At 64.4% G+C, this 22,988-nt stretch carries 20 protein-coding genes; 14 read left to right on the forward strand and 6 right to left on the reverse strand.

Annotated elements, in window-relative coordinates:
• Positions 1 to 219: 219 nt before the first annotated feature.
• A complete protein-coding gene (locus tag VDP74_RS10345; protein WP_322999550.1) occupies positions 220 to 954 on the reverse strand; it encodes a FadR/GntR family transcriptional regulator in 735 nt (244 codons plus the stop codon).
• Between the two features lie 72 nt (positions 955 to 1,026).
• Entirely contained in the window at positions 1,027 to 2,301 is a 1,275-nt protein-coding gene (locus VDP74_RS10350) for a glucarate dehydratase family protein (RefSeq protein ID WP_322999551.1), read from the reverse strand.
• On the opposite strand from VDP74_RS10350, the gene VDP74_RS10355 reads away from it, so the two are divergent.
• The 9 genes from VDP74_RS10355 (at position 2,282) to VDP74_RS10395 (ending at position 11,254) form a co-directional block, all read left to right on the forward strand.
• The gene (locus VDP74_RS10355) at positions 2,282 to 2,554 is read left to right on the forward strand and encodes a hypothetical protein (protein WP_322999552.1); all 273 of its coding nucleotides are present in this window, start codon (positions 2,282 to 2,284) and stop codon (positions 2,552 to 2,554) included. The two genes, VDP74_RS10350 and VDP74_RS10355, sit on opposite strands and share 20 nt — an antisense overlap.
• 290 nt (positions 2,555 to 2,844) lie before the next feature.
• Positions 2,845 to 3,822, forward strand: a complete 978-nt coding sequence (locus VDP74_RS10360; RefSeq protein WP_322999553.1) for a tripartite tricarboxylate transporter substrate binding protein — start codon at positions 2,845 to 2,847, stop codon at positions 3,820 to 3,822.
• A gap of 120 nt (positions 3,823 to 3,942) precedes the next feature.
• On the forward strand, positions 3,943 to 4,419 hold the full coding sequence (locus tag VDP74_RS10365) for a tripartite tricarboxylate transporter TctB family protein (RefSeq protein ID WP_322999554.1): 477 nt from the start codon (positions 3,943 to 3,945) through the stop codon (positions 4,417 to 4,419).
• 9 nt (positions 4,420 to 4,428) lie between these two features.
• Positions 4,429 to 5,919: a tripartite tricarboxylate transporter permease gene (locus VDP74_RS10370; protein WP_322999555.1), complete on the forward strand. Its 1,491-nt coding sequence runs from the start codon at positions 4,429 to 4,431 to the stop codon at positions 5,917 to 5,919.
• Between the two features lie 356 nt (positions 5,920 to 6,275).
• On the forward strand, positions 6,276 to 7,448 hold the full coding sequence (locus VDP74_RS10375) for an ABC transporter substrate-binding protein (RefSeq protein ID WP_322999556.1): 1,173 nt from the start codon (positions 6,276 to 6,278) through the stop codon (positions 7,446 to 7,448).
• A 73-nt stretch (positions 7,449 to 7,521) separates the two neighbouring features.
• Entirely contained in the window at positions 7,522 to 8,601 is a 1,080-nt protein-coding gene (locus tag VDP74_RS10380; RefSeq protein WP_322999557.1) for an ABC transporter ATP-binding protein, read from the forward strand.
• Positions 8,598 to 9,473 (forward strand): sugar ABC transporter permease, encoded by an 876-nt coding sequence (locus VDP74_RS10385; protein ID WP_322999558.1) that lies wholly within the window; start codon positions 8,598 to 8,600, stop codon positions 9,471 to 9,473. The genes VDP74_RS10380 and VDP74_RS10385 overlap by 4 nt, the downstream gene beginning before the upstream one ends.
• A gap of 5 nt (positions 9,474 to 9,478) precedes the next feature.
• Positions 9,479 to 10,345 carry an ABC transporter permease gene (locus tag VDP74_RS10390; protein ID WP_322999559.1) on the forward strand — a complete coding sequence of 289 codons (867 nt, stop codon included), beginning with the start codon at positions 9,479 to 9,481 and terminating at the stop codon, positions 10,343 to 10,345.
• A gap of 15 nt (positions 10,346 to 10,360) precedes the next feature.
• Positions 10,361 to 11,254 carry an aldose epimerase gene (locus VDP74_RS10395; protein ID WP_322999560.1) on the forward strand — a complete coding sequence of 298 codons (894 nt, stop codon included), beginning with the start codon at positions 10,361 to 10,363 and terminating at the stop codon, positions 11,252 to 11,254.
• Here the strand turns inward: VDP74_RS10395 and VDP74_RS10400 are convergent, their stop codons facing one another.
• Positions 11,255 to 12,445, reverse strand: coding sequence for an L-talarate/galactarate dehydratase (locus VDP74_RS10400; RefSeq protein WP_322999561.1), 1,191 nt, complete (start codon positions 12,443 to 12,445; stop codon positions 11,255 to 11,257).
• A 233-nt stretch (positions 12,446 to 12,678) separates the two neighbouring features.
• Between VDP74_RS10400 and VDP74_RS10405 the strand changes: the two genes are divergently transcribed.
• The 3 genes from VDP74_RS10405 to VDP74_RS10415 all read left to right on the forward strand — a co-directional run bounded on the left by VDP74_RS10405 (position 12,679) and on the right by VDP74_RS10415 (position 16,584).
• Positions 12,679 to 14,247: an aldehyde dehydrogenase (NADP(+)) gene (locus VDP74_RS10405; protein WP_322999562.1), complete on the forward strand. Its 1,569-nt coding sequence runs from the start codon at positions 12,679 to 12,681 to the stop codon at positions 14,245 to 14,247.
• A gap of 3 nt (positions 14,248 to 14,250) precedes the next feature.
• Positions 14,251 to 15,600 (forward strand): enolase C-terminal domain-like protein, encoded by a 1,350-nt coding sequence (locus VDP74_RS10410; RefSeq protein ID WP_322999563.1) that lies wholly within the window; start codon positions 14,251 to 14,253, stop codon positions 15,598 to 15,600.
• 84 nt (positions 15,601 to 15,684) lie between these two features.
• Positions 15,685 to 16,584: a DMT family transporter gene (locus VDP74_RS10415; RefSeq protein WP_322999564.1), complete on the forward strand. Its 900-nt coding sequence runs from the start codon at positions 15,685 to 15,687 to the stop codon at positions 16,582 to 16,584.
• A gap of 4 nt (positions 16,585 to 16,588) precedes the next feature.
• Here VDP74_RS10415 and VDP74_RS10420 read toward each other — a convergent pair whose 3' ends face one another.
• Together VDP74_RS10420 and VDP74_RS10425 are read right to left on the reverse strand one after the other, a co-directional pair.
• The gene (locus VDP74_RS10420) at positions 16,589 to 19,108 is read right to left on the reverse strand and encodes a DUF2309 domain-containing protein (protein WP_322999565.1); all 2,520 of its coding nucleotides are present in this window, start codon (positions 19,106 to 19,108) and stop codon (positions 16,589 to 16,591) included.
• The gene (locus tag VDP74_RS10425) at positions 19,105 to 20,703 is read right to left on the reverse strand and encodes an NADH-quinone oxidoreductase subunit L (RefSeq protein WP_322999566.1); all 1,599 of its coding nucleotides are present in this window, start codon (positions 20,701 to 20,703) and stop codon (positions 19,105 to 19,107) included. The genes VDP74_RS10420 and VDP74_RS10425 overlap by 4 nt, the downstream gene beginning before the upstream one ends.
• A 107-nt stretch (positions 20,704 to 20,810) precedes the next feature.
• Between VDP74_RS10425 and VDP74_RS10430 the strand changes: the two genes are divergently transcribed.
• Both VDP74_RS10430 and VDP74_RS10435 read left to right on the forward strand, forming a co-directional pair.
• Positions 20,811 to 21,743 carry a LysR family transcriptional regulator gene (locus VDP74_RS10430; protein ID WP_322999567.1) on the forward strand — a complete coding sequence of 311 codons (933 nt, stop codon included), beginning with the start codon at positions 20,811 to 20,813 and terminating at the stop codon, positions 21,741 to 21,743.
• Between the two features lie 17 nt (positions 21,744 to 21,760).
• Positions 21,761 to 22,396 carry a carbonic anhydrase gene (locus VDP74_RS10435; protein WP_322999568.1) on the forward strand — a complete coding sequence of 212 codons (636 nt, stop codon included), beginning with the start codon at positions 21,761 to 21,763 and terminating at the stop codon, positions 22,394 to 22,396.
• 4 nt (positions 22,397 to 22,400) lie between these two features.
• Here VDP74_RS10435 and VDP74_RS10440 read toward each other — a convergent pair whose 3' ends face one another.
• A complete protein-coding gene (locus VDP74_RS10440) occupies positions 22,401 to 22,982 on the reverse strand; it encodes an NUDIX hydrolase (protein WP_322999569.1) in 582 nt (193 codons plus the stop codon).
• Positions 22,983 to 22,988 lie beyond the last annotated feature (6 nt).

Genomic DNA, 22,988 nt, shown 5'->3' on the forward strand with positions numbered 1-22,988 from the left:
GAAAGCGCGGACCGATCCCGGCTTTCCTTATTTGTCATATGTCATCATACAACATGGAAATTCAGGGATCAACGAAAACCAGGGCCAGGAACTCAGTGTTTCTACTGATCCGGCTCTTCAGCGCTCGAGGATGTCAATACGGGGGCGGCGTCACATACTGGTCACAGGTATGACGACGATGAATGGAACGCCAGCCAGACTGGCTGGCGGCGCATCGGCTCAGCCCTTCTGGGCGACGGTTTCCTGGGCCTTGCGCAGACGTTCGCGGCTATTGGCCAGATGCGTGCGCATGGCCGCCCGCGCCGCATCCGGGTCCTTGCGCGCGATGGCGTTGTAGATGTCTTCGTGTTCCAGGTGGACGCGCTCCAGATAGCGGACGCGGTCATCGTCTGCCAGCGCGGCGGAATCGACCCGGGTGCGGGGGATGATGGCCTTGCCCAATTGCTTGAGGATGTCGTGGAAATAGCGGTTGCCGGTTGCCGTGGCCACCAGCAGGTGAAAGGCCACGTCCGACACCACGGCGTTGCCGGTTTTCTTGCGGATATGTTCCGCGAATTCGTCCAGCGTCGTGCGCAGCTGCTGCATGTGGGCATCGGTGCGCCGCAAGGCGGCCAGGCCGGCAGCCTCGGTTTCCAGGCTGATGCGCAATTCCAGGATGGCCATGACATCGAGCATGGTCAGGATGTTTTCAGTGCGGATGCGCAACTGCTGTTCGTTCTGCGGTTCCAGCAGGAAAGTGCCGATGCCGTGGCGGGTTTCCACCAGGCCCGCTGCCTGCAGCCTGGAGATGGCCTCGCGAATGACCGTGCGGCTGACGCCGAAGGATTCCATCAGTTCGGATTCTGTCGGCAGCTTCTCGCCCACATGGAATTCGCCATTGCGAATCCGTTCGGACAGAGCCGCCACCACAGTCTGGGTCAAGCTGCGAGAACGCCGAACAGTAGCAGGTGCCATGATGGGATCACATTGATGTTAGAGAACTGTCATCATACTTCATGCCTGTCAAGTACCCTGAAAACAGGCTGCCTAAAAACGCGGGGCCTTGCCCGTCCAGTCCGGCTGGTATTTGCGCATCTGGGCGGCATCGTTGCGCGAACGAATGTCGCAATCCAGGTACTGCCGATGCAGGCGCGCCAGCGCGTCCTGGTCGATCTCCAGCCCCAGGCCGGGAGCATCCCCCAGCACCATGGCGCCGTCATGAAAGCGCAGCTGCCCGCCGACCACGACTTCTTCGGCGGGATCCAGCCAGGGGTAATGCGTATCGCAGGCATAACTGAGCAAAGGCACGCTGGCCGCCACGTGCGTCATGGCCGTCAGGCTGATGCCCAGATGGGAATTGGAGTGCATGGACAAGCCCAGGTCGAAGGTCTCGCACATGCGCGCCAGCAACTGGGTGTCGCGCAGCCCGCCCCAGTAATGGTGATCGGACAGGATGATCTGGCAGCCATGCGCCGTCGTGTTGGCGCGGAACTGGGCCAGATCGGTGACCACCATATTGGTGGCCAGCGGCATGCCCGTCGCCTGATGCAAAGCGGCCATGTCGGCCAGCGTGGGGCATGGGTCTTCGTAGTATTCCAGCAGGCCGTCCAGTTGTTTGCCCATCTCGATGGCGGTGTCCAGGGACCAATTGCCATTGGGGTCGATGCGCAGCGGCATGCCCGGAAAGCGTTTCGCCAGCGCCCGGATGCAGGCGACTTCTTCCTGGGGCGGCAGCACGCCGGCCTTCAGCTTGATGCTTTTGAAGCCGTGCCGGCCGATCATGGTTTCGGCCTGGGCCACCAATTGATCCGGGGTGATGGCCTCGCCCCAGGCATCATCCGGATAGCCCGCATCCACGTGCCGCGCGTACTTGAAGAACAGGTAGGCGCTGAACGGCACGCTGTCACGCACCCGCCCGCCCAGCAGATCGACCAGCGGCATCCCCAGATAGCGCGCCTGCAGATCCAGGAAGGCGACCTCGAACGCCGAATACAGTTTCTGCACGTTCTTGGCCGGATCCGTGCCCGGCGCCAAGGTGAAAGCCGCACCCGTGCTGACGCGCGTTTCCCGAACCACCTGTCCGACGCGCTGACGCAGGCCATTCAGATCGAACGGGTCCATGCCAACCAGCTGGGGCGCCAGCGCCTGCAGCAGTTCCAGCACCGACGCATCGCCATAGGACTCGCCCAACCCGATATGCCCGCTGTCGCTTTCCAATTCGATGATGGAACGCAGGGCATAGGGCTCATGGATGCCGGCGGCATTCAGCAGCGGAGGGTCCTTGAATGCAATGGGAGTGACTTTGGCTGACAGCAAACGCATGATCGGTCCGGGTGGAATGGGAGAAGGACCGAAGGTGGATTCAAAGCACGCATCGATCCAGATGTATGACATGCGAACTGTATATCAGACCATCAATATTTCTTATCAGGGAATTCCCCTAAAATCAATTCATATTGAAATTTATTTATTAAAAATCAATCAGTTATACATTGATTTATATATCAATGCCCTCGCCCATCAGGCTCGGGATCCCCAGAGTATTGGCTTAAATCAAAAACTGGTTATACGATGACATATAAATGAAGCTGAGATTTGCCGAATGAATGCCAGCCTGCCGCCCATCTTGCTCGATCAGCCTGCCACACCGCTTCACACAGAGAACGCCGCTACGCACGACACGATCCACTCTGCGCGAGTATCGCTGATCCGGCTCCCCCTGCCCCGCCCCATCAGCGACGCCAAGGTACTGACGAGGCGACAGCAGCCACTGACCGAAGTCGCCCTGGTCGTCGCGCAGTCGGACTGCCGGCAATCCTCTCCAGTTCCCAACCACAGCAACACCCCCCCCACCGAGGAGAAGACATGAAGCCCTTTCGACATCTTGCCCTGAGTGCGTTGGCCATCACGGTAACTGCCGCATTACCGCTGGCCGCACAGGCCGCCGACGCCGCATGGCCCAACAAACCCATCCAGGTCGTCGTGCCGGCAGGCGCCGGCGGCGACACCGATTTCAACGCCCGCACCATGGCCCGGTACTTCGAAAAAATGACCGGCAAGACCATGATCGTGACCAACATGAACGGCGGCGGCGGCACGATCGCCATGAACAAGGTCGAAACCGCCAAGCCCGACGGCAATACGCTGCTGTTCGCGCACACCGGCCAACTGATCGTCAACGAGGTGTCCGGCCTGATCGATTACAAATTCGACGACAAGCTCGCGATTTCATGCATTCCCGCCGTCGATAAAAGCGTCGTGCTGGTCGCCAGCAAACAATCCGGCCTGAAGACCGTCGGCGACATCGTCGCAAAGGCCAAGGCCGCCCCGGATACCGTGATCTACGGCACGGAATTCGGCGGGTTTTCCCACCTGCAAGGGCTGATGTTCCAGAAAGCCGCAGGCATCCAGATGAAGTTCGTGGACGTTGGCTCGGCCTCGGACAAGATCACGTCCCTGCTGGGCGGCCGGATCGCACTGGCCTCGATCTCCTACGGCGCGGTCCAGGACTACCAGAAGACCGGCGACATGGCGATGGTGGCCCAATACAGCAGCACGCCCAACCCGCTGCTGGGCGACGTCAAGACCTTTGACGAGCAAGGCATCCCGCTGGACATGACCAAGCCCTACATCATCGCCTTCCCCAAGGGCACCGATCCGGCGATCCTCAAGAAAATGTCTGACGTCATGGAAAAGATCACCCAGGACCCGGACTACGCCAAAGCCCTGAAGGACGGCTTCAAACAGCCCGTCACCTTCTATCCGACGGACGCCGCCGTGAAAAAGCTCAACGAGATCCGCACGGACCTGATGCAGTACAAGGACCTGCTGCGCCAACGCTAAGCGACTGCCCCTCGCCTCGCCTCCGATGAGCGCCACGCAGGCCTCGCCGGAGACGAGGCCCTGGGAGACCGGCCATCGCGATCTCCCAGGTCCTTCTTTCCGATGCTGGAATCACACCTTATGGACCGGATCAAAAAGCGAGAAGTCACCGTCGGCGCCATCATGCTGGCCTGCGGCCTGGGATACATGGCGCTGACCAGCCAGATCCCGCACGTCAAGAACCAATACGGTTTCGTGGACGCGACATTCGTCCCCTATGTACTCAGCGCCATCATGTGCCTGCTCGGCATCCTGCAGATCCTGACGATCCGCCAGGCGACCGAAGGCACCACCCCCGAAGCGTCCGGCGCGGACCAGCGAACGGTCTTCAAAACGATTGCGCTGATCATCGCCTACGTCGCCCTGCTGGAACCACTCGGGTTCCTGCTGGCGACCGTCCTGTACCTGGTGATTCAGTTCACCATGCTGACGCCAGCGGACAAAAAACCGAATCTGCCCTTGTACGTCCTGATCGCTGTACTGACATCCGGCATCACTTACGCCATTTTCAGATACGCCTTCGACATGGTGCTGCCAGTCGGCATCTTCGGCGCCTAGGAGACCCCCATGCTATCTCTGCTTCAGCAAGGCCTGGACGCCGTCTTCACCTTCCAGGTCTTCGGCCTGGTGCTGTTTGGCACCATCATCGGCATCATCTTCGGCGCCATCCCCGGGCTGACCTCGACCATGGCGGTCGCCCTGTTCCTGCCGATCACCTATACCCTGAGCCCCGGCGCCGGCATTTCGCTGCTGGTCGCCCTGTTCGTCGGCGGCACCTCGGGCGGCCTGATTTCCGCCATCCTGCTGAAAATTCCCGGCACGCCATCGTCCATCGCCACGACCTTCGACGGCGGCCCGATGATGGAAAAGGGCGAAGCGGTCAAAGCGCTGGGCGCCGGCATCGTGTTTTCCTTCATCGGCACGATCCTCAGCATCGCGGCGCTGATCTTCATCGCTCCGACACTGGCCAAGGTCGCCCTGCGATTCGGGCCGCATGAATACTTCGCCATCGCCGTCTTTTCCCTGACCCTGATCGCCACGCTGGCCAGCGGCTCGATGATCAAGGGGATTTTCTCCGGCGTCGTGGGCTTTGCCTTTGCCACGGTGGGGATCGCGCCCGTCGATGCCGTCACCCGCTACACCTTCGGCTACGCGGACCTGAACGGCGGCTTCCAGATCCTGACGGTGCTGATCGGCCTGTTCGCGGTGTCCGAGATCATCAAGGTCGCCGAAACCGTCAAGCACGAGCAAAAAGCGGATATCGGCACGGTCAGCATGAAGAACGTCAAGGGCTTCGGCTTTTCGCTGCAGGAGTTCTTCGGCCAGGGGTGGAACTGCATCCGCTCGGCCCTCATCGGCACCGGCATCGGCATCCTGCCCGGCATCGGCGGCGGCACGTCGAACATCGTGTCCTACATCGTCGCCAAGAATCGATCCAAGCACCCGGAGAAATTCGGCACCGGCATCCTGGATGGCGTGGTGGCCTCGGAAACCGCGAACAATGCATCCATCGGCGGCGCCATGGTGCCGTTGCTGACCCTGGGCATCCCGGGCGATGCAGTGACCGCCGTCATGCTGGGCGGCTTCATGATCCAGGGCATCCAGCCGGGGCCGCTGCTGTTCGTCTCCCAGGGAGCCCTGGTCTACACGATTTTCGTGGCGCTGGTGCTATCCACCGTGATGATGCTGGTGTGCGAATTCTACGGTCTGCGCATCTTCATCAAGCTGCTGGCCATCCCCAAACACATCCTGCTGCCGATCATCCTGGTGCTGTGCGTGGTGGGGGCATTCGGCCTGGGCAACAGCATGTTCGACGTCTGGACCATCCTGCTGTTCGGCCTGATCGGCTACGGCTTCCTGAAAGTCGGCATCAGCCTGCCGCCCTTCATCATCGGCTTCATCCTGGGGCCCATGGCGGAAACCAATCTGCGCCGGGGCCTGCAATTGTCGGACGGCAATTTCACCGGGTTCCTGACCAACCCGATCTCGGCCGTATTCCTGGCCCTGTCGCTGGCTTCGATCCTCTGGAGCCTGCACCAGGCCAGGAAACCGCGCTGACGGCAAGCGGGGTGCCGCCTTGCGGCAGCGCCCCGCTCGGCCGCCGCGCCCGCGACCGGCCCCACAGACGATGTCATACAACGAACTCGACACCTCATTCTGGGCAATCAGAGCATATTAGGGAATGTACTAATATGCTGCGGATAATGAAACATATCTTTGATAATCAATCAGTTACAAAGAAAATAAAAACGATCTTCCGATCGATCAGTGCACAGTCAGGAAAATCTACTATTCCAACGCCAATCTAAGTTATATGATGACTTATAAGGAAGGATTCACCCCGAATGTCAGAAATCCATCTGTTTTCCTGCAACCGCCTCCTTCCGCGCACAGGTGAACACCAAGGAGACACAATGAAAGGCAATCAACAAACCGTGCGGCCGCTGCGATTCCACACGCTGGCGGGCGCACTGGCTCTGGCCTGCGCCGCCGCTTCGGTACAGGCCGCCCCCGTCGCGCTGAACATCGTGGACGTGGCCGGGAACCTGGCCGTCACCCAGAAGGCGCTGGAATCCTTCCGCGACCAGAACCCGGACCTGGTGTCCAGCATGACCTTCACCAACGCGCCGGCGCCGCAGATCCCGGGCAAGATCAAGGCCATGCAAAAGGCCAACCGCGCGGACATCGACCTGGTGCTGACCGGCACCGACGCCCTGGCCGCCGGCATCGAACAGGACCTGTGGGTCAAATTGCTGCCTGACCACCAGGACAAATTCAAGGACATCCTGACCCAATACCACCGCAACGCCGCCCGCATGCAGGAACTGGCCAAAGGCTACGGCCTGGAAGTCAGCTTCATGCAATCGGGCCCGCTGCTCGAATACAACCCGGAAAAGGTCAAGAATCCGCCCAAGACCCCGGCCCAACTGCTGGACTGGTGCAAGGCCAATCCGGGCCAATTCCTGTACGCCCGCCCGGCCAATTCCGGCCCGGGCCGCACTTTCCTGATGGGCCTGCCCTATCTGCTGGGCGACAAAGATCCCTACGATCCGATCAAGGGCTGGGACAACACCTGGAAATTCCTGAAGGAACTGAACGAATGCGTGCCCTACTACCCGGGCGGCACCTCGGCCATCATGAAGGAACTGGGCCAGGGCAGCCGTACCATGACCGTGACCGTGACGGGCTGGGACATCAACCCGCGCGCTCTGGGTATCGTGCCGGCTGACTTCAAGATCCAGGCCTTCGACAACTTCACCTGGGTCAACGACGCCCACTACATGGTCATCCCCAAGGGCGTATCCAAGGAAAAGCAGGAAGTCCTGTTCAAGCTGATGGACTTCATGATGCAGCCCAAGCAGCAGGCCATGACCTACGACACGGGCTACTTCTACCCCGGCCCTGCCATCCGTGACGTGCCGCTGTCGGCCGCCCCGAAGGAAAGCCAGGAAGTCATCGAGAAATACGGCCGGCCCGAATACGCCGAGCTGACGGCCCGCCGCCCCAGCGCCGTGCCGCTGGACGCCAAGGCCATGGTGGAAGCCTTCCACAAATGGGATACCGACATCGGTGCCCTGAAGAAGTAATCCCTGCCTGACGATGACCCGCCCGCATGCCCTTCGGGGCGCGGGCGGCCTGTATCTCCCTGGATTTTGCAATATGAATGAATCTTTCCAACAGCTGCGTCTGGACGGTGTCGGGCGGCAGTATCCCACCGCCTCGGGTTCCACCGTCGCCGCCCTGAAGGATCTCAGCCTGGACATCCGGCGCGGTGAATTCATCGCCCTGCTGGGGCCCTCGGGCTGCGGCAAATCGACCGCGCTGAACTGTCTCGCGGGCCTGGCCGATCTCAGTACGGGCAGTATCTGGCTGGACGACACGCGCATCGACGTGCTGCCGCCGGAACGGCGCGGCTTCGGAATGGTGTTTCAGAACTACGCGCTGTTCCCGCACATGTCGGTGCGCGACAACGTCGGTTTCGGTCTGCGCATGCGCGGCGTACCGAAACAAGAAACGGCGCAGCGGGTCAAGGCCGCGTTATCGCTGGTCCAACTCGAGGGCCATGAAACCAAGCTGCCTGGCCAGCTCTCCGGCGGCCAGCAGCAGCGCGTGGCCATCGCCCGCGCCATCGTCATCGAACCCCCGGTCATCCTGATGGACGAGCCCCTGTCCAATCTGGATGCCAAACTGCGCGTCGAGATGCGCGCGGAAATCCGCCGCATCCACCGCCAGCTGGAACGCGCCACCATCTACGTCACCCACGACCAGGACGAGGCCCTGTCCATGGCCGACCGCATCGTGGTCATGCGGGCCGGCAGCGTGCAGCAGGTCGGCTCGCCGCGCGAAGTCTACGGCCAGCCCCGCAATCTGCACGTCGCCCGGTTCATGGGCTATCGCAACGTGCTGGCTTTCCAGGTCATACGCCATGAAGGCGAACGCATCACCGTGCAACAAGGCCAGGTCCAGCTGCAGGGCACTGCCCTGTCGGTTCCCGCAGGCACGCAGACCGTTGCCGTCGCGATGCGACCCGACGACTTCGAACTGGCCACCGACCGCTCGACCAACACCCTGGACGCCACGATCCAGCAGATCGAATTCGGCGGACGCAGCTCCCTGCTGGTCGTCAGCAGCGATATCGGCGAACTCTTCGTGCGGATCAGCGGCGACTTCCAGCCGGGCGACCGGGTGCGCCTGCACATCCCTGCAGACCGGGTGCTGACCTACACGGAGGCGCCATGAGCACCGCCGACCTGGCCATGGCCCCCCGGGGCGACCGCCGAGGCTGGCTGGCCGCCCCCGCCGTGGTGGTGCTGCTGGCGCTGTTCGTCTACCCCTTTCTCTATGGGGTGGTGATTTCCTTCGAGCCCATGGACGGCGGCAGCATCTGGACCAACTACATCCATTTCTTCACGACGTCGACCGAATTCGGCACGCTCTGGACGACTTTCAAGCTGGCCGCGCCCGCCACCCTGATCAATATCGGCATGGCGGTGCCGGTGGCGTTTTCCCTGCGCCGCAACAGCCGCAAGCAACGCATCGTCACCACCATCCTGGTGATCCCCATCACCCTGGGCACGGTGCTGATCGCCGATGGCATGCTGACGTTCTACAGCCCGGTGGGCTGGTTCTCGCAATTCGTCCAGGGCCTGCACCTGTACACCCAGGAAGTCCGCCTGACCCACAACTACTGGGGCGTGCTGATTTCCCTGGTGATTTCCGACTTTCCCTTTGTCTTCCTGCTGACCCTGTCATACATCTCGGGCATCGATCCGACACTGGCCAAGGCTGCCGGCACGCTGGGCGCCAACTCCTGGCAGCAGTTCCGCCTGATCTATCTGCCCCTGCTGGTGCCGGGGCTGAGCATGGCGGCCGCCCTGTCCTTCGTGCAGACGTTCGCCGTGTTTCCATCCGCCATCCTGCTGGGGGCGCCCGCAGGTCCGACCCGGGTGATCTCCATCGCGGCCTACGAGGCGGCCTTTGAACAATACGACTACGGCATGGCGTCGGCCATTGCCATCGTCATGGGATTCGCGCAGCTGCTGATCGTCTGCGCGATCTTCGCATTCCGGCGGGCCTTCTATACCGGCCCGGCCACCAGCGGCAAGGGGTGACACACATGCAATCCACACCACACACAGCGGCCGGACACCCGCGAAACTGGGGCTGGCTCTGGCGCGCCACGGTCTGGACGGTCATGGGATTCTTCCTGCTGAACGTTGTCTTCATGATCCTCACCGTGATGGTCAATTCCGTGGCCACCCGCTGGTTCGGCACCCTGCTGCCCGAGGGCTTCACGCTGGGCTGGTACGGCCGCGCCTGGGATGAATTTCAGCTGGCCCACATCCTGGTGGTCACGCTGGAAGTCGTCGCCACGGTCGTCGTGCTGGCCATCGCCCTGGGGGTCCCGGCCGCCTATGCGCTGGCGCGTGCCCGCTTCCCCGGCAAGAAACTGGTGATGCTGCTGATCATCATCCCCATGCTGGTGCCGCCTGTCACTTACGGGATCCCGATGGCCACGGCCATGTACCAGGTCGGCGTGGGCGGCACGCTGGCTGGCGTCATCCTGTCCAACCTGGTGCCGGCGCTGCCCTTCGTGATCCTGGTCATGACGCCGTTCATCGAACAGATCGACCCTGGCCTGGAATCCGCCGCCCGCATCTTCGGCGCCAACACCTTCCAGTATTTCCGCCACGTGCTGGCCCCGCTGCTGGTGCCGGGCATGCTGGCGGCCGGCCTGCTGGTGCTGGTGCGCACCATCAGCCTGTTCGAACTGACCTTCTTCACCGCCGGGCCGGATTCCCAGACCCTGGTGGTGGCGCTGTACTACGCGGTGTTCTCGACCGGGGTGCGGGCGCCGCAGGCCATCGATGCCATGGCCATGATCTACATGGCCATCACCATGGTCTGGGTGCTGATCGCCCTGCGCTTCGTCAGCCCGACCCAGCTGGTCAGCCGGGTCAAGGAAGCCCCGCGCGAGGCCTGATCGGGACATCCGGACATGATGACTGCCCGCATGGATGCTACTGCGCAGCGATGCCTGACCTTGACTCGGGGGCCGCATCGGCTGCGGGTGGGGCCCGCCGCTGGCGGCCGGATCCTCAGCTGGACCAGCGACCTGCCCGACGGCCCCCAGGACTGGCTGGTGCCGATTCAGGCCCAGGAATGGCCGGCGCACGAATGGCCCAAAGGCGGCCTGTTCCCCCTGGTGCCGTTTTCCAACCGGATCCGCAACGCCCGCATGAACTGGGGGGGCCAGATGATCCGGATCCATCCCCTGACCGGCCAGGCGCACGCGCTGCACGGCCAGGCGCAACGCATGGTCTGGGACGTGCTGGACGCGACCGACCATCGGGCCGTCCTGGGCACGCGCCTGCCCGCCGGGGAAGACGGCTGGCCCTGGGCCTGGTCGCTGCGACAGACGATCCATCTATCGGCAGACGGAGTGCTGGACGTCGAACTCGCGCTGACGAACGAAGACACGCAACCCATGCCGGCCGGCCTGGGTCTGCATCCCTATTTCACCGCCGATGCCGTCCATGCCTTCGCCAGCAAGGACTGGGCGCACGAGCAGGAGCTGGCCCTGTTCCCCCGCCCCAACCGCCAGACGCGCTGGCAGCGCACCGACAGCACCTGGACGAGCTTTCTGTCCGGCTGGACGGGCCGCGCCGACATCACCTGGTCCAGCGGGCCAGGATTGACCCTGCAGGCCCGAGGCCCGCTGGATCATCTGGTGCTGCACTGCAATGCCGGCCGCTATCTGTGCGTGGAGCCCGCCACCCACGTCTGCGACGCCGTGAACCTGGCTGCCTCCGGCATCCAGGGCACCGGCCTGCGGACACTGGCGCCGGGCGGCACGCTGAGCGTCGGCATGACGCTCAGCATCCGGACTTGATCAAGGCTGCTTGCCGCATTCCGCCGTTTCGGTCGTCCAGGCCCGCGCCTGCTCGCTGAGCGTGAAGCCCAGGCCCGGGCGATCGGGCACGTCCATGCGGCCGTTTCTCATGATCAGACGTTCATTGAACAGGGGTTCCAGCCATTCGAAGTGTTCCAGCCAGGGCTCGCGGGGGTAAGCCGCCGCCAGGTGCAGGTGGATTTCCATGGCGAAGTGCGGTGCCATGCTCAGGCCATGGTAGTCGGCCAGCTGCATGATCTTCAGGAATTGAGTGATGCCGCCCACGCGGGGCGCGTCAGGCTGGAAGAAGTCGGACGCATGGGCTTCGATCAGTTCCGCGTGTTCGCGAAAGCTGGTCAGCATCTCGCCGGTGGCGATCGGCGTATCGAAGGTCGCGGCCAGCGCCGCATGGCCCTGGACGTCGTAGGCGTCCAGCGGTTCCTCGATCCAGGTCAGGCCGTACTGTTCCATCACCCGGCACATGCGGGCCGCCGCCATGCGGTCCCACTGCTGGTTGGCATCGACCATCAGGGGGAAGCTGTCGCCCAGTTTCTTGCGCACGGCATCGACCCGCTGCAGATCGACGGCGTGATCGGGATGGCCGACCTTGATCTTGATGCCGCCGATGCCGCGCGCGCGCGACGCATCGACGTTGTCCAGCACCTCGTCCAACGGGGAAGACAGGAAACCGCCCGATGTGTTGTACAGACGGACCGAATCGCGATGCGCACCCAGCAATTTGGCCAGCGGCAAGCCAGCGCGTTTGGCCTTCATGTCCCACAGGGCGATGTCAAAGGGCGCGATGGCCTGCACCGTCAGGCCGCTGCGCCCGACCGACGCCCCTGCCCAGCAGAGCCGATCCCAGAGCCTTTGGATATCGCTGGGGTCCTCGCCCAGCAGCGTGGGGGCGATTTCCTTGGCATGGGCATACATGCCGGGGCCGCCGGCGCGTTTCGAGTAGGCGAAGCCCAGGCCCTCGTGACCGTCGCGGGTGCGGATCTCGCAAAAGATCATGGCGACTTCGGTCAGGGGTTTCTGGCGACCGGTAAAGACCTTGGCATCGCTGATGGGCGTGGGCAGCGGCAGGAAGGCCAAAGACAGTTTGATCCAGGCGATGCGGTCGCTGCCGCCATCAGAGACGGCAGCCGCATGCGCCGGTTCGGCAAATGCAGCGGATTCGGGGCGAGACATGGGGGCAATCCTTTTGAAAGCAAAACGTCAAAACAGGAACACAGCCCGCCCCGGAGCGACCCGGACAGACCGGAATAAACAACAACAGATACTATCTCTTTTCACAAAGAAAAATCAGCCTGAAAATCATCCGCACCGCAAGCAAGATGCGCCTATCACGGATATTTCCTTTTCCTCATGATGAGTTGTATGATAACTTACTTGTGAAAATTTTCCACCCCGGAGGTTCCCCTATGCCCATTACCGGCATGCAGCTCATCGGCCGCCAGGACATTGCTGGCACCGGCCCCGCTTTCCAGGCTATCAACCCCGCCGATGGCCAGCCCATTTCCCCAGCATGGCAAGGCGCCGACGCACGGCAGGTGGATCAGGCCGTCCAACTGGCGACGGCCGCCCTCGCCTCCTATCGGGAAACCGCGCTGGAACAGCGGGCCGCGTTTCTGGAAGCCATCGGCCAGGCCATCCTGGATCTGGGCGACGAACTGATCGAACGCGCTATGCTGGAAACCGGCCTGCCTCGCCCACGCCTGGAGGGCGAGCGCGGCCGCACCGTCAACCAGCTGCGGCTGTTTGCCCGAGTCGTGCGCGACGGCGACTGGCTGGACGCCCGCATCGACCACGCTCTGCCGGACCGCAAACCCGCCCCGCGCAGCGACCTGCGCATGCGCCAGATTCCGCTGGGACCGGTGGCGATCTTCGGGTCCAGCAATTTCCCGCTGGCCTTTTCCGTGGCCGGAGGCGACACGGCATCCGCCCTGGCAGCCGGCGCTCCGGTGGTGGTGAAGGCCCACCCGGCCCACCCCGGCACCTCCGAACTGGTGGGCCAGGCCATCCGCAACGCCGTGCGGCACTGCAGCCTGCACGAGGGCGTGTTTTCCCTGCTGGCCGGCCCGGATATCGACCTGGGGCTGGCGCTGGTCCGCCACCCCGGCATCCAGGCGGTGGGCTTCACCGGATCACGCCAGGGCGGCATCGCCCTGATGCAGGCCGCCGCGCAACGTCCCGTGCCCATTCCCGTCTACGCGGAAATGAGCAGCACCAACCCTGTCTACCTGCTGCCTGGCGCGCTGGCGGCTCGCGCCGATGCGCTGGCGGACCAGTTCTCCGTCTCGCTGCTGGGCAGTGCCGGTCAGCTCTGCACCAACCCCGGCCTGGTGATCGCGCTGGACAGCCCCGATCTGGACCGCTTCATCGCCCGCGCCACCCAGAACATCCAGGCAGCCCCGGCCGCCACCATGCTGACCACCGGCATCGCCCGGAACTACGAACAGGGCGTGCGACGCCTGCTGGATCACCCGGACATCCAGCCGCTGGCGCGCGGCCTGGCCGACGATGCACCTGCCCCGTGCCAGGCCAACCTGGCCATCACCACGGCACGCGGCTTTCTGGCTGACCCCGATCGCCTGGGTGCAGAGATTTTCGGCGCCAGTTCGCTGGTCATTCGCTGCGCCGACGCCGATGAGTTCCAGGCCATCGCTCAGGCCCTGGAAGGCCAGCTGACTGCCACCCTGCACCTGGAACCTGGCGCCGACCACGCGCTGGCCGCCCGCCTGATTCCGATCCTGGAACTGAAGGCCGGCCGCATCCTGGCCAACGGGTTCCCGACCGGCGTGGAAGTCTGCGACGCCATGGTACATGGCGGCCCCTACCCGGCGACGTCCGACAGTCGCACGACTTCGGTCGGCACGCTGGCGATCCGCCGTTTCCTGCGCCCCGTCTGCTACCAGGATATTCCCGACGCCCTGCTGCCTGCCTCTCTTCAAGCCGCCAATCCCTGGCACATCACCCGCACCGAGCGCTGAACCATGAGCCCACACGCCGCTTCCGACACCAAAACCCCGCGCATCACCCAGGTCCGGGTCGTGCCCGTCGCCGGGCGGGACAGCATGCTGCTGAATCTCAGCGGCGCCCACGGCCCCTATTTCACCCGCAACATCGTCCTGATCGACGACGAATCCGGCCACCAGGGCCTGGGCGAGGTTCCGGGCGGCGAGGCCATCCGGTCCGAGGCGCAGCGGCTGGGCCAGTCCCTGATCGGCCAGCCCATCGGCCGGATGAACGAACTGCTGGAACACTGCCGTCGCGCCACCCAGGGCGGCACGGACGACCGGCGCGGCAACCAGACCTTCGACCTGCGCACTGGCGTGCACGTCGTCACTGCGCTGGAATCGGCCCTGCTGGACCTGCTGGGCCAGCACCTGGGAGTGCCAGTCGCGGCGCTGCTGGCCGACGGCCGCCAGCGCGACGCCGTCGAGGCCCTGGGATACCTGTTCTACATCGGCGACGCCGGCAAGACCACCCTGGACTACCGCCAGGAAGACGAAGCCGACGACGCCTGGTTCCAGCTGCGCAACCGCGAGGCCCTGACGTCGGAATCCATCGTGCGCCTGGCCCAGGCGGCCCGCGACCGCTACGGCTTCCGGCACTTCAAGCTGAAGGGCGGCGTACTGGCCGGCGACGCGGAAATCGAGGCCGTCACCGCACTGGCCGACCATTTCCCGGATGCCCACATCACCCTGGATCCGAACGGCGCCTGGTCCCTGAAGGAAGCCATCCGCCTGTGCCGCGACCAGCACCACGTCCTGGCCTATGCGGAAGACCCCTGCGGCGCCGAGGCCGGTTATTCGGGGCGCGAGATCATGGCGGAATTTCGCCGCGCCACGGGCCTGCGCACCGCGACCAACATGATCGCCACCGACTGGCGGGAAATGATGCACGCGATCCAGCTGCAGTCCGTGGACATCCCGCTGGCCGACCCGCACTTCTGGACGATGCGCGGCTCGGTGCGCGTGGCCCAGATGTGCCATGAATGGGGCCTGACCTGGGGCTCGCATTCCAACAACCACTTCGACATCTCGCTGGCCATGTTCACGCACGTCGCGGCCGCCGCCCCCGGCGACATCACGGCCATCGACACGCACTGGATCTGGCAGGACGGCCAGCACCTGACGACTGATCCGCTGCGCATCGTGGACGGCAGGATCGCCGTGCCGCAGGTCCCCGGCCTGGGCGTGCGCATCGATCAGGAACGGCTGGACAGAGCACACGCCCTGTATCGGGAAAAGGGCCTGGGCAGCCGGGACGACGCCATCGGCATGCAGTTTCTGGTGCCAAACTGGCGTTTCGACAACAAACGGCCCTGCCTGGTGCGATGATCATCCCGCAATCTGTCGGAAAAGCACTATGATGCCCTTGCCAGGCAGCCGATTCGCGGCGCCTGGCAATTCTTTTCCTACCCCATGACGACCGACTCACGTTCCCCGGCCTGGCTGGGTCCAGCCCTGATGTGCGGCGCCAGCCTGTGCTTTGCCATGTTGGACACAGGCACGAAATATCTGGCGGCCCACTACCCCCTGTTGCAGATCGTCTGGGTGCGCTACATCGCGCAGGCCATGGGTGTGGTGCTGATCTTCGGCCCCAGCATGCGGATGCACCTGCTGGAGGCCCACAACTACGGCATCCAGCTGCTGCGAGGCTTGTGCCTGTGCTGCGGCAGCGTCTTCGTCGTCAACGGCCTGGCACGGCTGCCCCTGGCCGAAGCCACCGCCATCGTCTTCCTGGCCCCTGTCCTGATCACCATCCTGTCGGGCCTGCTGCTGAAGGAAAAAGCCCGGACCATGGACTGGCTGGCCGTCACCTGCGGCTTTGCCGGGGTGCTGATCATCGCCCGGCCGGGCGGCGGGTTGCTGACCTGGGCCATCCTGTTTCCCCTGGGGTCCGCCCTGACCAACGCCATCTACCAGCTGGTCACCCGATCCACCCGCAGTTCCGAGCACGCGGCCACCAGCAATTTCTACACCGGACTGATCGGTGCCCTGGCACTGACGCCCTGGGGCGCCAGTGTCTGGGAACCCATGAGCACGCCGGATTTCCTGCTGCTGCTGGGCATTGGCGGCATTGCCTCGATCGGGCACCTGACCATCACCTATGCCCTGTTGCACGCCTCGGCGGCATCGCTGGGAGCCTACAGCTATTCGCAGATCCTGTGGGCGACGCTGCTGGGCTGGCTAGCCTTTGGCGCCATACCCGACGCCATCGCCTGGGTGGGCATCCTGATCATCGCCCTGGGCGGCCTGGTGCTGTCAGTACCCCAGGTCCGGCAGATGGGGGCAGCGCTCCTGCGCGTGGGGCGCCGCTGACCCATCAGAGTTCCAGCGGCAGCCACTCGCCCCGCGCGTAGCGCTGCAGCGTAGCGCCTTCGTAGCGCCACAACAGCATCCAGCCGTTATCGCACAGTTTGGCCAGCACCGCATTGCGCGCGACGATGTCGGCGATCCGCCGTGCCGGCGCGTCGATCACTACCGTCAGGCGCACGGGCTGGTGATACCAGCCCTCGCCATCGTGCAGGGACTGCCGGGGCAGGCCGATGCGCAGATCCCCGCCATTGCCCTCGAACACTCCGACATGGCCATCGACGACATTGTGCAGGACCTTGTTGCCCGCCCCGTAATGCAGCGGGTCGCAGGTGGACGCGTGGTACTGCCAGGACAACCAGTTGGTGACCAGCATCGGTCCCATCATCAGTTTTTCAAGCACCACGCCGTCCGCATCGAACCGCGCATCGTAATCGTGCAGATAGCTGCGGCTGAGCACCCTGCCGCGACTGCGGTCGCGGGGACCGATGATGAACGCAGCATTCCGGGTCAGCCCCCATTCCGGCCGGGTCTGGGAACCATCGTTCGCCCGGCGCCGGAAGGCCGTCAGCAAGGACTCGGGGGACAGGTTTGCGTCCATCCACAGCGTCGGTGCGCGCTCGTGGCGGATGCGGTCACCCGCCTGTCCGAAGGCCAGCTCCATTTTCTTCCAGCGTGCCAGCGCCGCCGGGGGCAGCAGGTCCAGGTCGAAGCCCGTGACTTCATCAGTGGTGGTGTTGTGCAAAGCCCCCATGAAGACCGTGCCAGACGGAATGTGCAACCCGTGCGCGAGCAGGCCCTGCCGGACCTGCGGGTCGTTGAGCAGGAGCGCCAGCGCGCGCGCATTGGCCTCGCCAGGTCGGCCGTAGCAGGCTCCGCAATCCAGGGTCGAGGCATGCGCATTGTTGGTGCTGTGCCCCGCATGGCCGCAGAGAACCACCAGCGGCGCCAGGCGGTCGTCCAGCCCCATGGTATGTAGAACACCGGCGGCCAGCTCGACCTGTTCGTCGATGCCCAGCCCGGTCACCATGGGCCGGCACCGGTCCTGGACCGCCGCTGGCACGCCCAGGTGATCGGCGCCAACGCGCGCAGCGGCGGGCGGCCGGATCCAGCGCAGGATCTTGCCCAGGTAGCCGACACCCAGCACTTCGACGAATGAAAAGGTCGCACTCGACCAGCGTACAGCGCCCAGCCATTGATCCAGCCCGGCCAGCCGCGTGCGGCGGGCCGCGCTGGCCCGTGCCGCCTCCGAGGCATCGACGGCCGTGCGCCCAGGTTCCGTCACCACGTCCTGCACCGCGATGCTGGGATAGGCCAGACCCGGCAGCTGCGGCCGGTGGATGTCAGTGCCCAGCGGGTTGTAATGGATGGGAATGCCAAAGAACCCTGCGAACGCCCGCGTCTGGACGCCCGACCAGACGGCCTCCAGAGAACGGCGCATGCGTTCGCTGCGCGTGTCGATGCAAAACACGGCTTGCACCTCGGGAGCCTGCGCGTCGGGTACAGGGACCGGGGCGCGCAGGGTCCGGGCGAACCCGCGCTGGAAGCTGATTTCCAGCGCCTGCTGCCAGCACTCATCTACGTTCAGCGCCGCATCGGCTTCAGCAACGCGTTGATGAAAATCCTGCCAATGCACCTGCAGCGCGGCAACGGCAGCGCCGCGCGCGACAGTCGACACGGCTCGCGCCAGCAAGGCCTCCCAGGCGATCCGACAAGCCAGCAGGTCGCTCAGGCGCGCGTCGTCCTGCCCGGTGGGGGCATTCTGCCAGCCGACATAGGCGCACCAGGATGCCCAGCCATTGATCGACAGCAGCAGCGCCTCGAAATAATCGCTCCAGGCAGACTCGTCCAGGGCCAGTTCAGCCAGGGCCCAGCGCATGGCGTCCGCTGGCTGCAGCGGCAACTCGCGCAGCCGCAGCCCGAATCCGGACAGGCCCAGCCTCGCGCTCAGGCCATGGTCACCGACCATGCTCTCGCGCCAGAACCCGTACAGGCCGGGACTGCCCGCCGCGCGCCAATCCGCCTGGTGGCGATCGAAGTAGGTCGCGCACGTCTGGCTGATCTGGAATACCAGGGCGGCCCGCCACGGCCAGCGCTTGTTCTTCTGCACCGCATCGTCGAGCAGATCCACCAGCAGCGGCTCACGGCGTATTCCGGGCGCTTCCGACAGCCCGGCGATACAGCGATCGGCCGTCACTGCGTCGGCGCCTTGCTCGGCGCGGACGGCCAGCGCAGCCTCCAGATCCTGGCGCGCGATGCGGCCGGCATCCCATTCCTGCCGGATGTAGTCCCGCGCAGGAAACACGTGAAAATCGCCCAGCACAGCCAGGCGTGCAGCCACGTGGCGGATCGGCAGACCGATGCGCCGCCAGTGGGGATTGACCGCCACCGCCTGGTCCAGCGGCCAGGCCGGCATGATGCCCGAACACGCTCGCGCGATCGCATGCCTCAAAGCCTGGTCGTCTTCAGGGGTGGCAGCCGTCGGTTCCGTTGCTGCCTCGGCCGGGGTGTCCAATGCGACGGCGCTCACGATCCAGACCTCCCGCACGCGGGCTCACGCGGGCTCCAGGCCGGTGGCACGGCATCGCGACCAGCCCCCGCCCATGCGGCGGGCCAGAATCTCAATACCCAGTAGGTGTAGCCCTCGTCCATGTAGAAGCCGGCATACACCCAACGGCGCACGGCCACGACCGCACGGGGCCGCAGCTGGAACGTCACCATCCCCAGATACATCAGCCCCATGCCGACCAGGGCGACCACGCCGGCCGCAGCCAGGGGGTCATTGCGTACCCCCAGCGGCGCGTGGTCCATGACACCTGCCGCGAGCGTCAGGCCGGCGGCCATCGCCCCCGCCGTCGCCAGCCGCGCGAAGACCGCTGCGGACCGACCTGATTCCAGTTTCGGCACCCACAGCAGCGGCGCCCAGGCCAGCGCCAGCACAGCGCTCCACCACCACGGCCAGGCCTGATCCCCCACCGCGGCCTGCAGTGCGAAGACAACGCCCAGCGAGACCGGCACGGCCAGGACCATGCTCAAGCCTGAATTGCGGACCTCGGCCGTCATGAGCTTGCGTTCGCAGTCGCGAACGGCGCTGGACGCGTTCAGGAAATTGTGGGCCTTGTACAGCGAATGGCCCAGCAAATGCAGGGCCGCGAACAGATACAGGCCCAGTCCACATTCCAGCAGCATGAAGCCCATCTGGGCGATCGTGGACCAGGCCAGGTGCACCTTCTGGCTGACGCGGGTCAACAGCACCAGGCCTGCCACCGTGGCCGAGACCAGCCCGAAGATCACCAGCAGCCAGCGCGCAGCCAACGATACGCCCAGCAAAGGCGCGAACAGCACCAGCACGTACCCGCCCAGATTGACCACACCCGCGTGCAGCAGGGCGGACACCGGCGTGGGCGCCTCCATCACCTGGACCAGCCAGCCATGCACGGGCATCAGGGCCGTGCGGGCAATGACGGCCAGCGCCAGGCACGCGCCGCTCCAGGCCAGCGCGGCAGACGCATGCCCCGCCGCAATGTGCGCCCACAGGGCGGACAGGGACCCGCTGCCCACCTGCGACCATGCCAGCAGGGCTGCCAGGATCAGCAGTGCATCGGCCGCGCGGTCGGTCACCCGTTTTTTATGCGCCGCCAGCAAGGCGAACGGCCGATCCTCGTAGAAGCACAGCAGCGCATGCATCGCATGCCCGATGGCTGCCCAGGCGGCAATCAGGACGATCCAGTGATCGGCCAGCAGCAGCAGGTGCACGGCGGCCAGCACCGCCCCCAGGGCAGCGATGTACACCGGTTGACGTGGCTCGCCTTTCAGATGATTGGCGGAATACAGGCCGATGGCCGCACCCAGCAACTGCACCAGCAGGCTGACCCAGGCGCCGAACGGATTGACGGCCAGCCAGTCGCCCAGCACCGGGCTGGCAGCACCGGAGTCCGTCATCCACACCAGTTCTGACGCCACCCCGGCCAGCGAGAACGCCAGTGCGACAAGCGCCAGCAGATTGAACTGCCGCCACCGACGCTGCACGGGCGCACGACCCAGCCCCGCCCAAACGGCAACGCCGGCCATCAGGATGACCGGCGCCAGCGCACATACGGCATTCAACCATTTCAACAGATCCAACTCGCGTACTCCAGAAAAGACGGCAAAATCAATACGCGTATTCTTGGATTTTTTATATCTTCTGTAAATTACATTTATAATATTGGAAGGTTCTATAAAACAGAACGATGAACATCAACCAGCTGAATTTCAAGCACCTGTTCTACTTCTGGCGCGTCGCCAAAACCGGGGCCCTCACCCACGCAGCCGAACAGATCCATACGTCCCAGTCCGCCCTCTCCACGCAAATCAAGCAGTTGGAGAACCGACTGGGCACGCCGTTGTTCGACCGCCAGGGGCGCCACCTGGAACTCACCGCGACCGGCCAGCAGGTCTTCGCCTATGCCGAAAGCATTTTCGGGCTGGGCGAACAGATGCTGGGATGGCTGGAAGGCCGCGAAGCAGGCGCCACCCGAGTGCGCGTGGGCAGCGTATCGACCATGTCGCGCAACTTCCAGGTCAACTGGCTGCGCCCTCTGTTCCATGATCCGAACATCATCCTGTCCGTGGATTCGGGATCGCTGCAGGCCTTGGTCGAGCGCCTGCTGCGCCATCAGCTGGACGTAGTGCTCGCCAACGAACCGGTCCCATCCGATTCCACCCGTCCGGTGTCCTCGCGATTCCTCGGCAGCCAGGTCATTTCCCTGGTCGGCCGCGCCGATCGCTGGGCAGGCACCACGCTGCGTGTCCCGGAAGACCTGGACGACATCGAAATGGCCATGCCCAGCATGCGTCACAGTGTGCGTCCGCAGTTCGATGCATTATGCTTTTCAGCTGGGGTGCAGCCCAGGGTGCGCGCCGAGATCGATGACATGACGATGTTGCGGCTGATCGCCCGAGACAGCGGCTGGATCACGGTACTGCCCGAAGTGGTCGTACAGGACGAACTGCACTCGGGCGAACTCACGCACGTGGGCCATTCCTCGCAACTGACCGAACATTTCTACGCCATCACCGTTCAACACGGCCACCTGGCAGGCCCCCTGAAGCAGCTGCTGTCGCGCGCTGCGGCCGGGGACATCCTGGGGGCCTCCACACCCGACTCTTCCGTCCCTCTCTAACCCACAAGGACATCACCGTGTTCCCACAACGACTGACCGACGGCTATTCCTCATTCCTGCACGGGCGTCTTGAAACCGAGCGCGCGCGCTATCTGGACCTGGCGGCATATGGCCAGCATCCGGACATCATGCTGATCAGCTGCGGGGATTCCCGCGTCGCCCCCGAAACGATCTTCGACGCCGGCCCCGGCGAAATGTTCGTGGTGCGCAACATCGCCGGCATCGTCCCGCCCTGTGACGAAAATCCGGAATCGGCCTTCCACGGCACCAGCGCCTGCGTGGAATTCGCCGTCAACGCCCTGGAAGTCTCCAACATTGTCGTCATGGGGCACGCCAGTTGCGGCGGCGTGGCAGCCTACGCCAACCAGGCCGAACCCCTGTCCAAACCCAACTTCATCGGCACCTGGATGTCGCAGATCAAGCCCGTGGTGGACAAGGTCGGCCCGCGCACAGGCGACTACGCCGAGTGGATCCGCAACATGGAATGGGGCGTGGTCGAATACAGCATGAACAACCTGATGACTTTCCCCGCCGTGCGCGAGCGCGTCGAGGCCGGCAAGCTGACCATCCACGGCGCCTATTTCGGCGTGGCCACAGGTGTGCTGTTCATCCGCAACCCCGATACCGGCGCCTTCGAACCCTACCAGGAATAGGCCGTCACGCCGGGCGCCAGTCCAGCGCCCAGGCGCCGCTGCGCACGTTCTGCAACCACAGCGCGCAGCTCAATGTTTTGGCGTCGGTCACCCCTCCCTGCCGGCAGGCCGCTGAAAAGTCAGCGTCCGACAGGGTGCAGACGTCCAGGAACTCATCCGCATCCAGGTGACGCTGGCCCGCCTGCAGGCCCCTGGCGAAGAAAATATGGATGATTTCCGTTGAGTACGCGATCGCCAGATGCAGCGCGCCGGCATGCGCCCACTGCTCGGCGGTATGGCCGGTTTCTTCCAACAGTTCCCGCTGCGCGCAGCGCAGGGGATCTTCGCCCGCTTCCAGCTTGCCCGCCGGAAATTCCGTCATGACCTGCCCCACCGGATAGCGGAACTGGCGTTCCAGCAGCACGTGCGCCTCGTCCAGCAAGGGGATGATGACGACCGCACCGGGATGAATGATGTATTCGCGGGCGGACGTGCTGCCATCAGGCATGCGCACGGTGTCCCGGCGACCCTTCAGGAAGCTGCCTTCGCACAGGATTTCGCTGGCCACACAGGTTTCCAGCAGATGGCGGTCCGGATTATCCGACATGGTTCT

This window comes from Castellaniella sp. (assembly GCF_034674885.1).
Classification (GTDB): Bacteria; Pseudomonadota; Gammaproteobacteria; order Burkholderiales; family Burkholderiaceae_B; genus Castellaniella.

What these genes read in the sequence shown, in the direction of transcription:
- VDP74_RS10345 (WP_322999550.1), bottom strand. Translation starts at nt 954, where the DNA reads ATGGCACCTGCTACTGTTCGGCGTTCTCGCAGCTTGACCCAGACTGTG.
- VDP74_RS10350 (WP_322999551.1), bottom strand. Translation starts at nt 2,301, where the DNA reads ATGCGTTTGCTGTCAGCCAAAGTCACTCCCATTGCATTCAAGGACCCT.
- VDP74_RS10360 (WP_322999553.1), top strand. Translation starts at nt 2,845, where the DNA reads ATGAAGCCCTTTCGACATCTTGCCCTGAGTGCGTTGGCCATCACGGTA.
- VDP74_RS10365 (WP_322999554.1), top strand. Translation starts at nt 3,943, where the DNA reads ATGGACCGGATCAAAAAGCGAGAAGTCACCGTCGGCGCCATCATGCTG.
- VDP74_RS10370 (WP_322999555.1), top strand. Translation starts at nt 4,429, where the DNA reads ATGCTATCTCTGCTTCAGCAAGGCCTGGACGCCGTCTTCACCTTCCAG.
- VDP74_RS10375 (WP_322999556.1), top strand. Translation starts at nt 6,276, where the DNA reads ATGAAAGGCAATCAACAAACCGTGCGGCCGCTGCGATTCCACACGCTG.
- VDP74_RS10380 (WP_322999557.1), top strand. Translation starts at nt 7,522, where the DNA reads ATGAATGAATCTTTCCAACAGCTGCGTCTGGACGGTGTCGGGCGGCAG.
- VDP74_RS10385 (WP_322999558.1), top strand. Translation starts at nt 8,598, where the DNA reads ATGAGCACCGCCGACCTGGCCATGGCCCCCCGGGGCGACCGCCGAGGC.
- VDP74_RS10390 (WP_322999559.1), top strand. Translation starts at nt 9,479, where the DNA reads ATGCAATCCACACCACACACAGCGGCCGGACACCCGCGAAACTGGGGC.
- VDP74_RS10395 (WP_322999560.1), top strand. Translation starts at nt 10,361, where the DNA reads ATGATGACTGCCCGCATGGATGCTACTGCGCAGCGATGCCTGACCTTG.
- VDP74_RS10400 (WP_322999561.1), bottom strand. Translation starts at nt 12,445, where the DNA reads ATGTCTCGCCCCGAATCCGCTGCATTTGCCGAACCGGCGCATGCGGCT.
- VDP74_RS10405 (WP_322999562.1), top strand. Translation starts at nt 12,679, where the DNA reads ATGCCCATTACCGGCATGCAGCTCATCGGCCGCCAGGACATTGCTGGC.
- VDP74_RS10410 (WP_322999563.1), top strand. Translation starts at nt 14,251, where the DNA reads ATGAGCCCACACGCCGCTTCCGACACCAAAACCCCGCGCATCACCCAG.
- VDP74_RS10415 (WP_322999564.1), top strand. Translation starts at nt 15,685, where the DNA reads ATGACGACCGACTCACGTTCCCCGGCCTGGCTGGGTCCAGCCCTGATG.
- VDP74_RS10430 (WP_322999567.1), top strand. Translation starts at nt 20,811, where the DNA reads ATGAACATCAACCAGCTGAATTTCAAGCACCTGTTCTACTTCTGGCGC.
- VDP74_RS10440 (WP_322999569.1), bottom strand. Translation starts at nt 22,982, where the DNA reads ATGTCGGATAATCCGGACCGCCATCTGCTGGAAACCTGTGTGGCCAGC.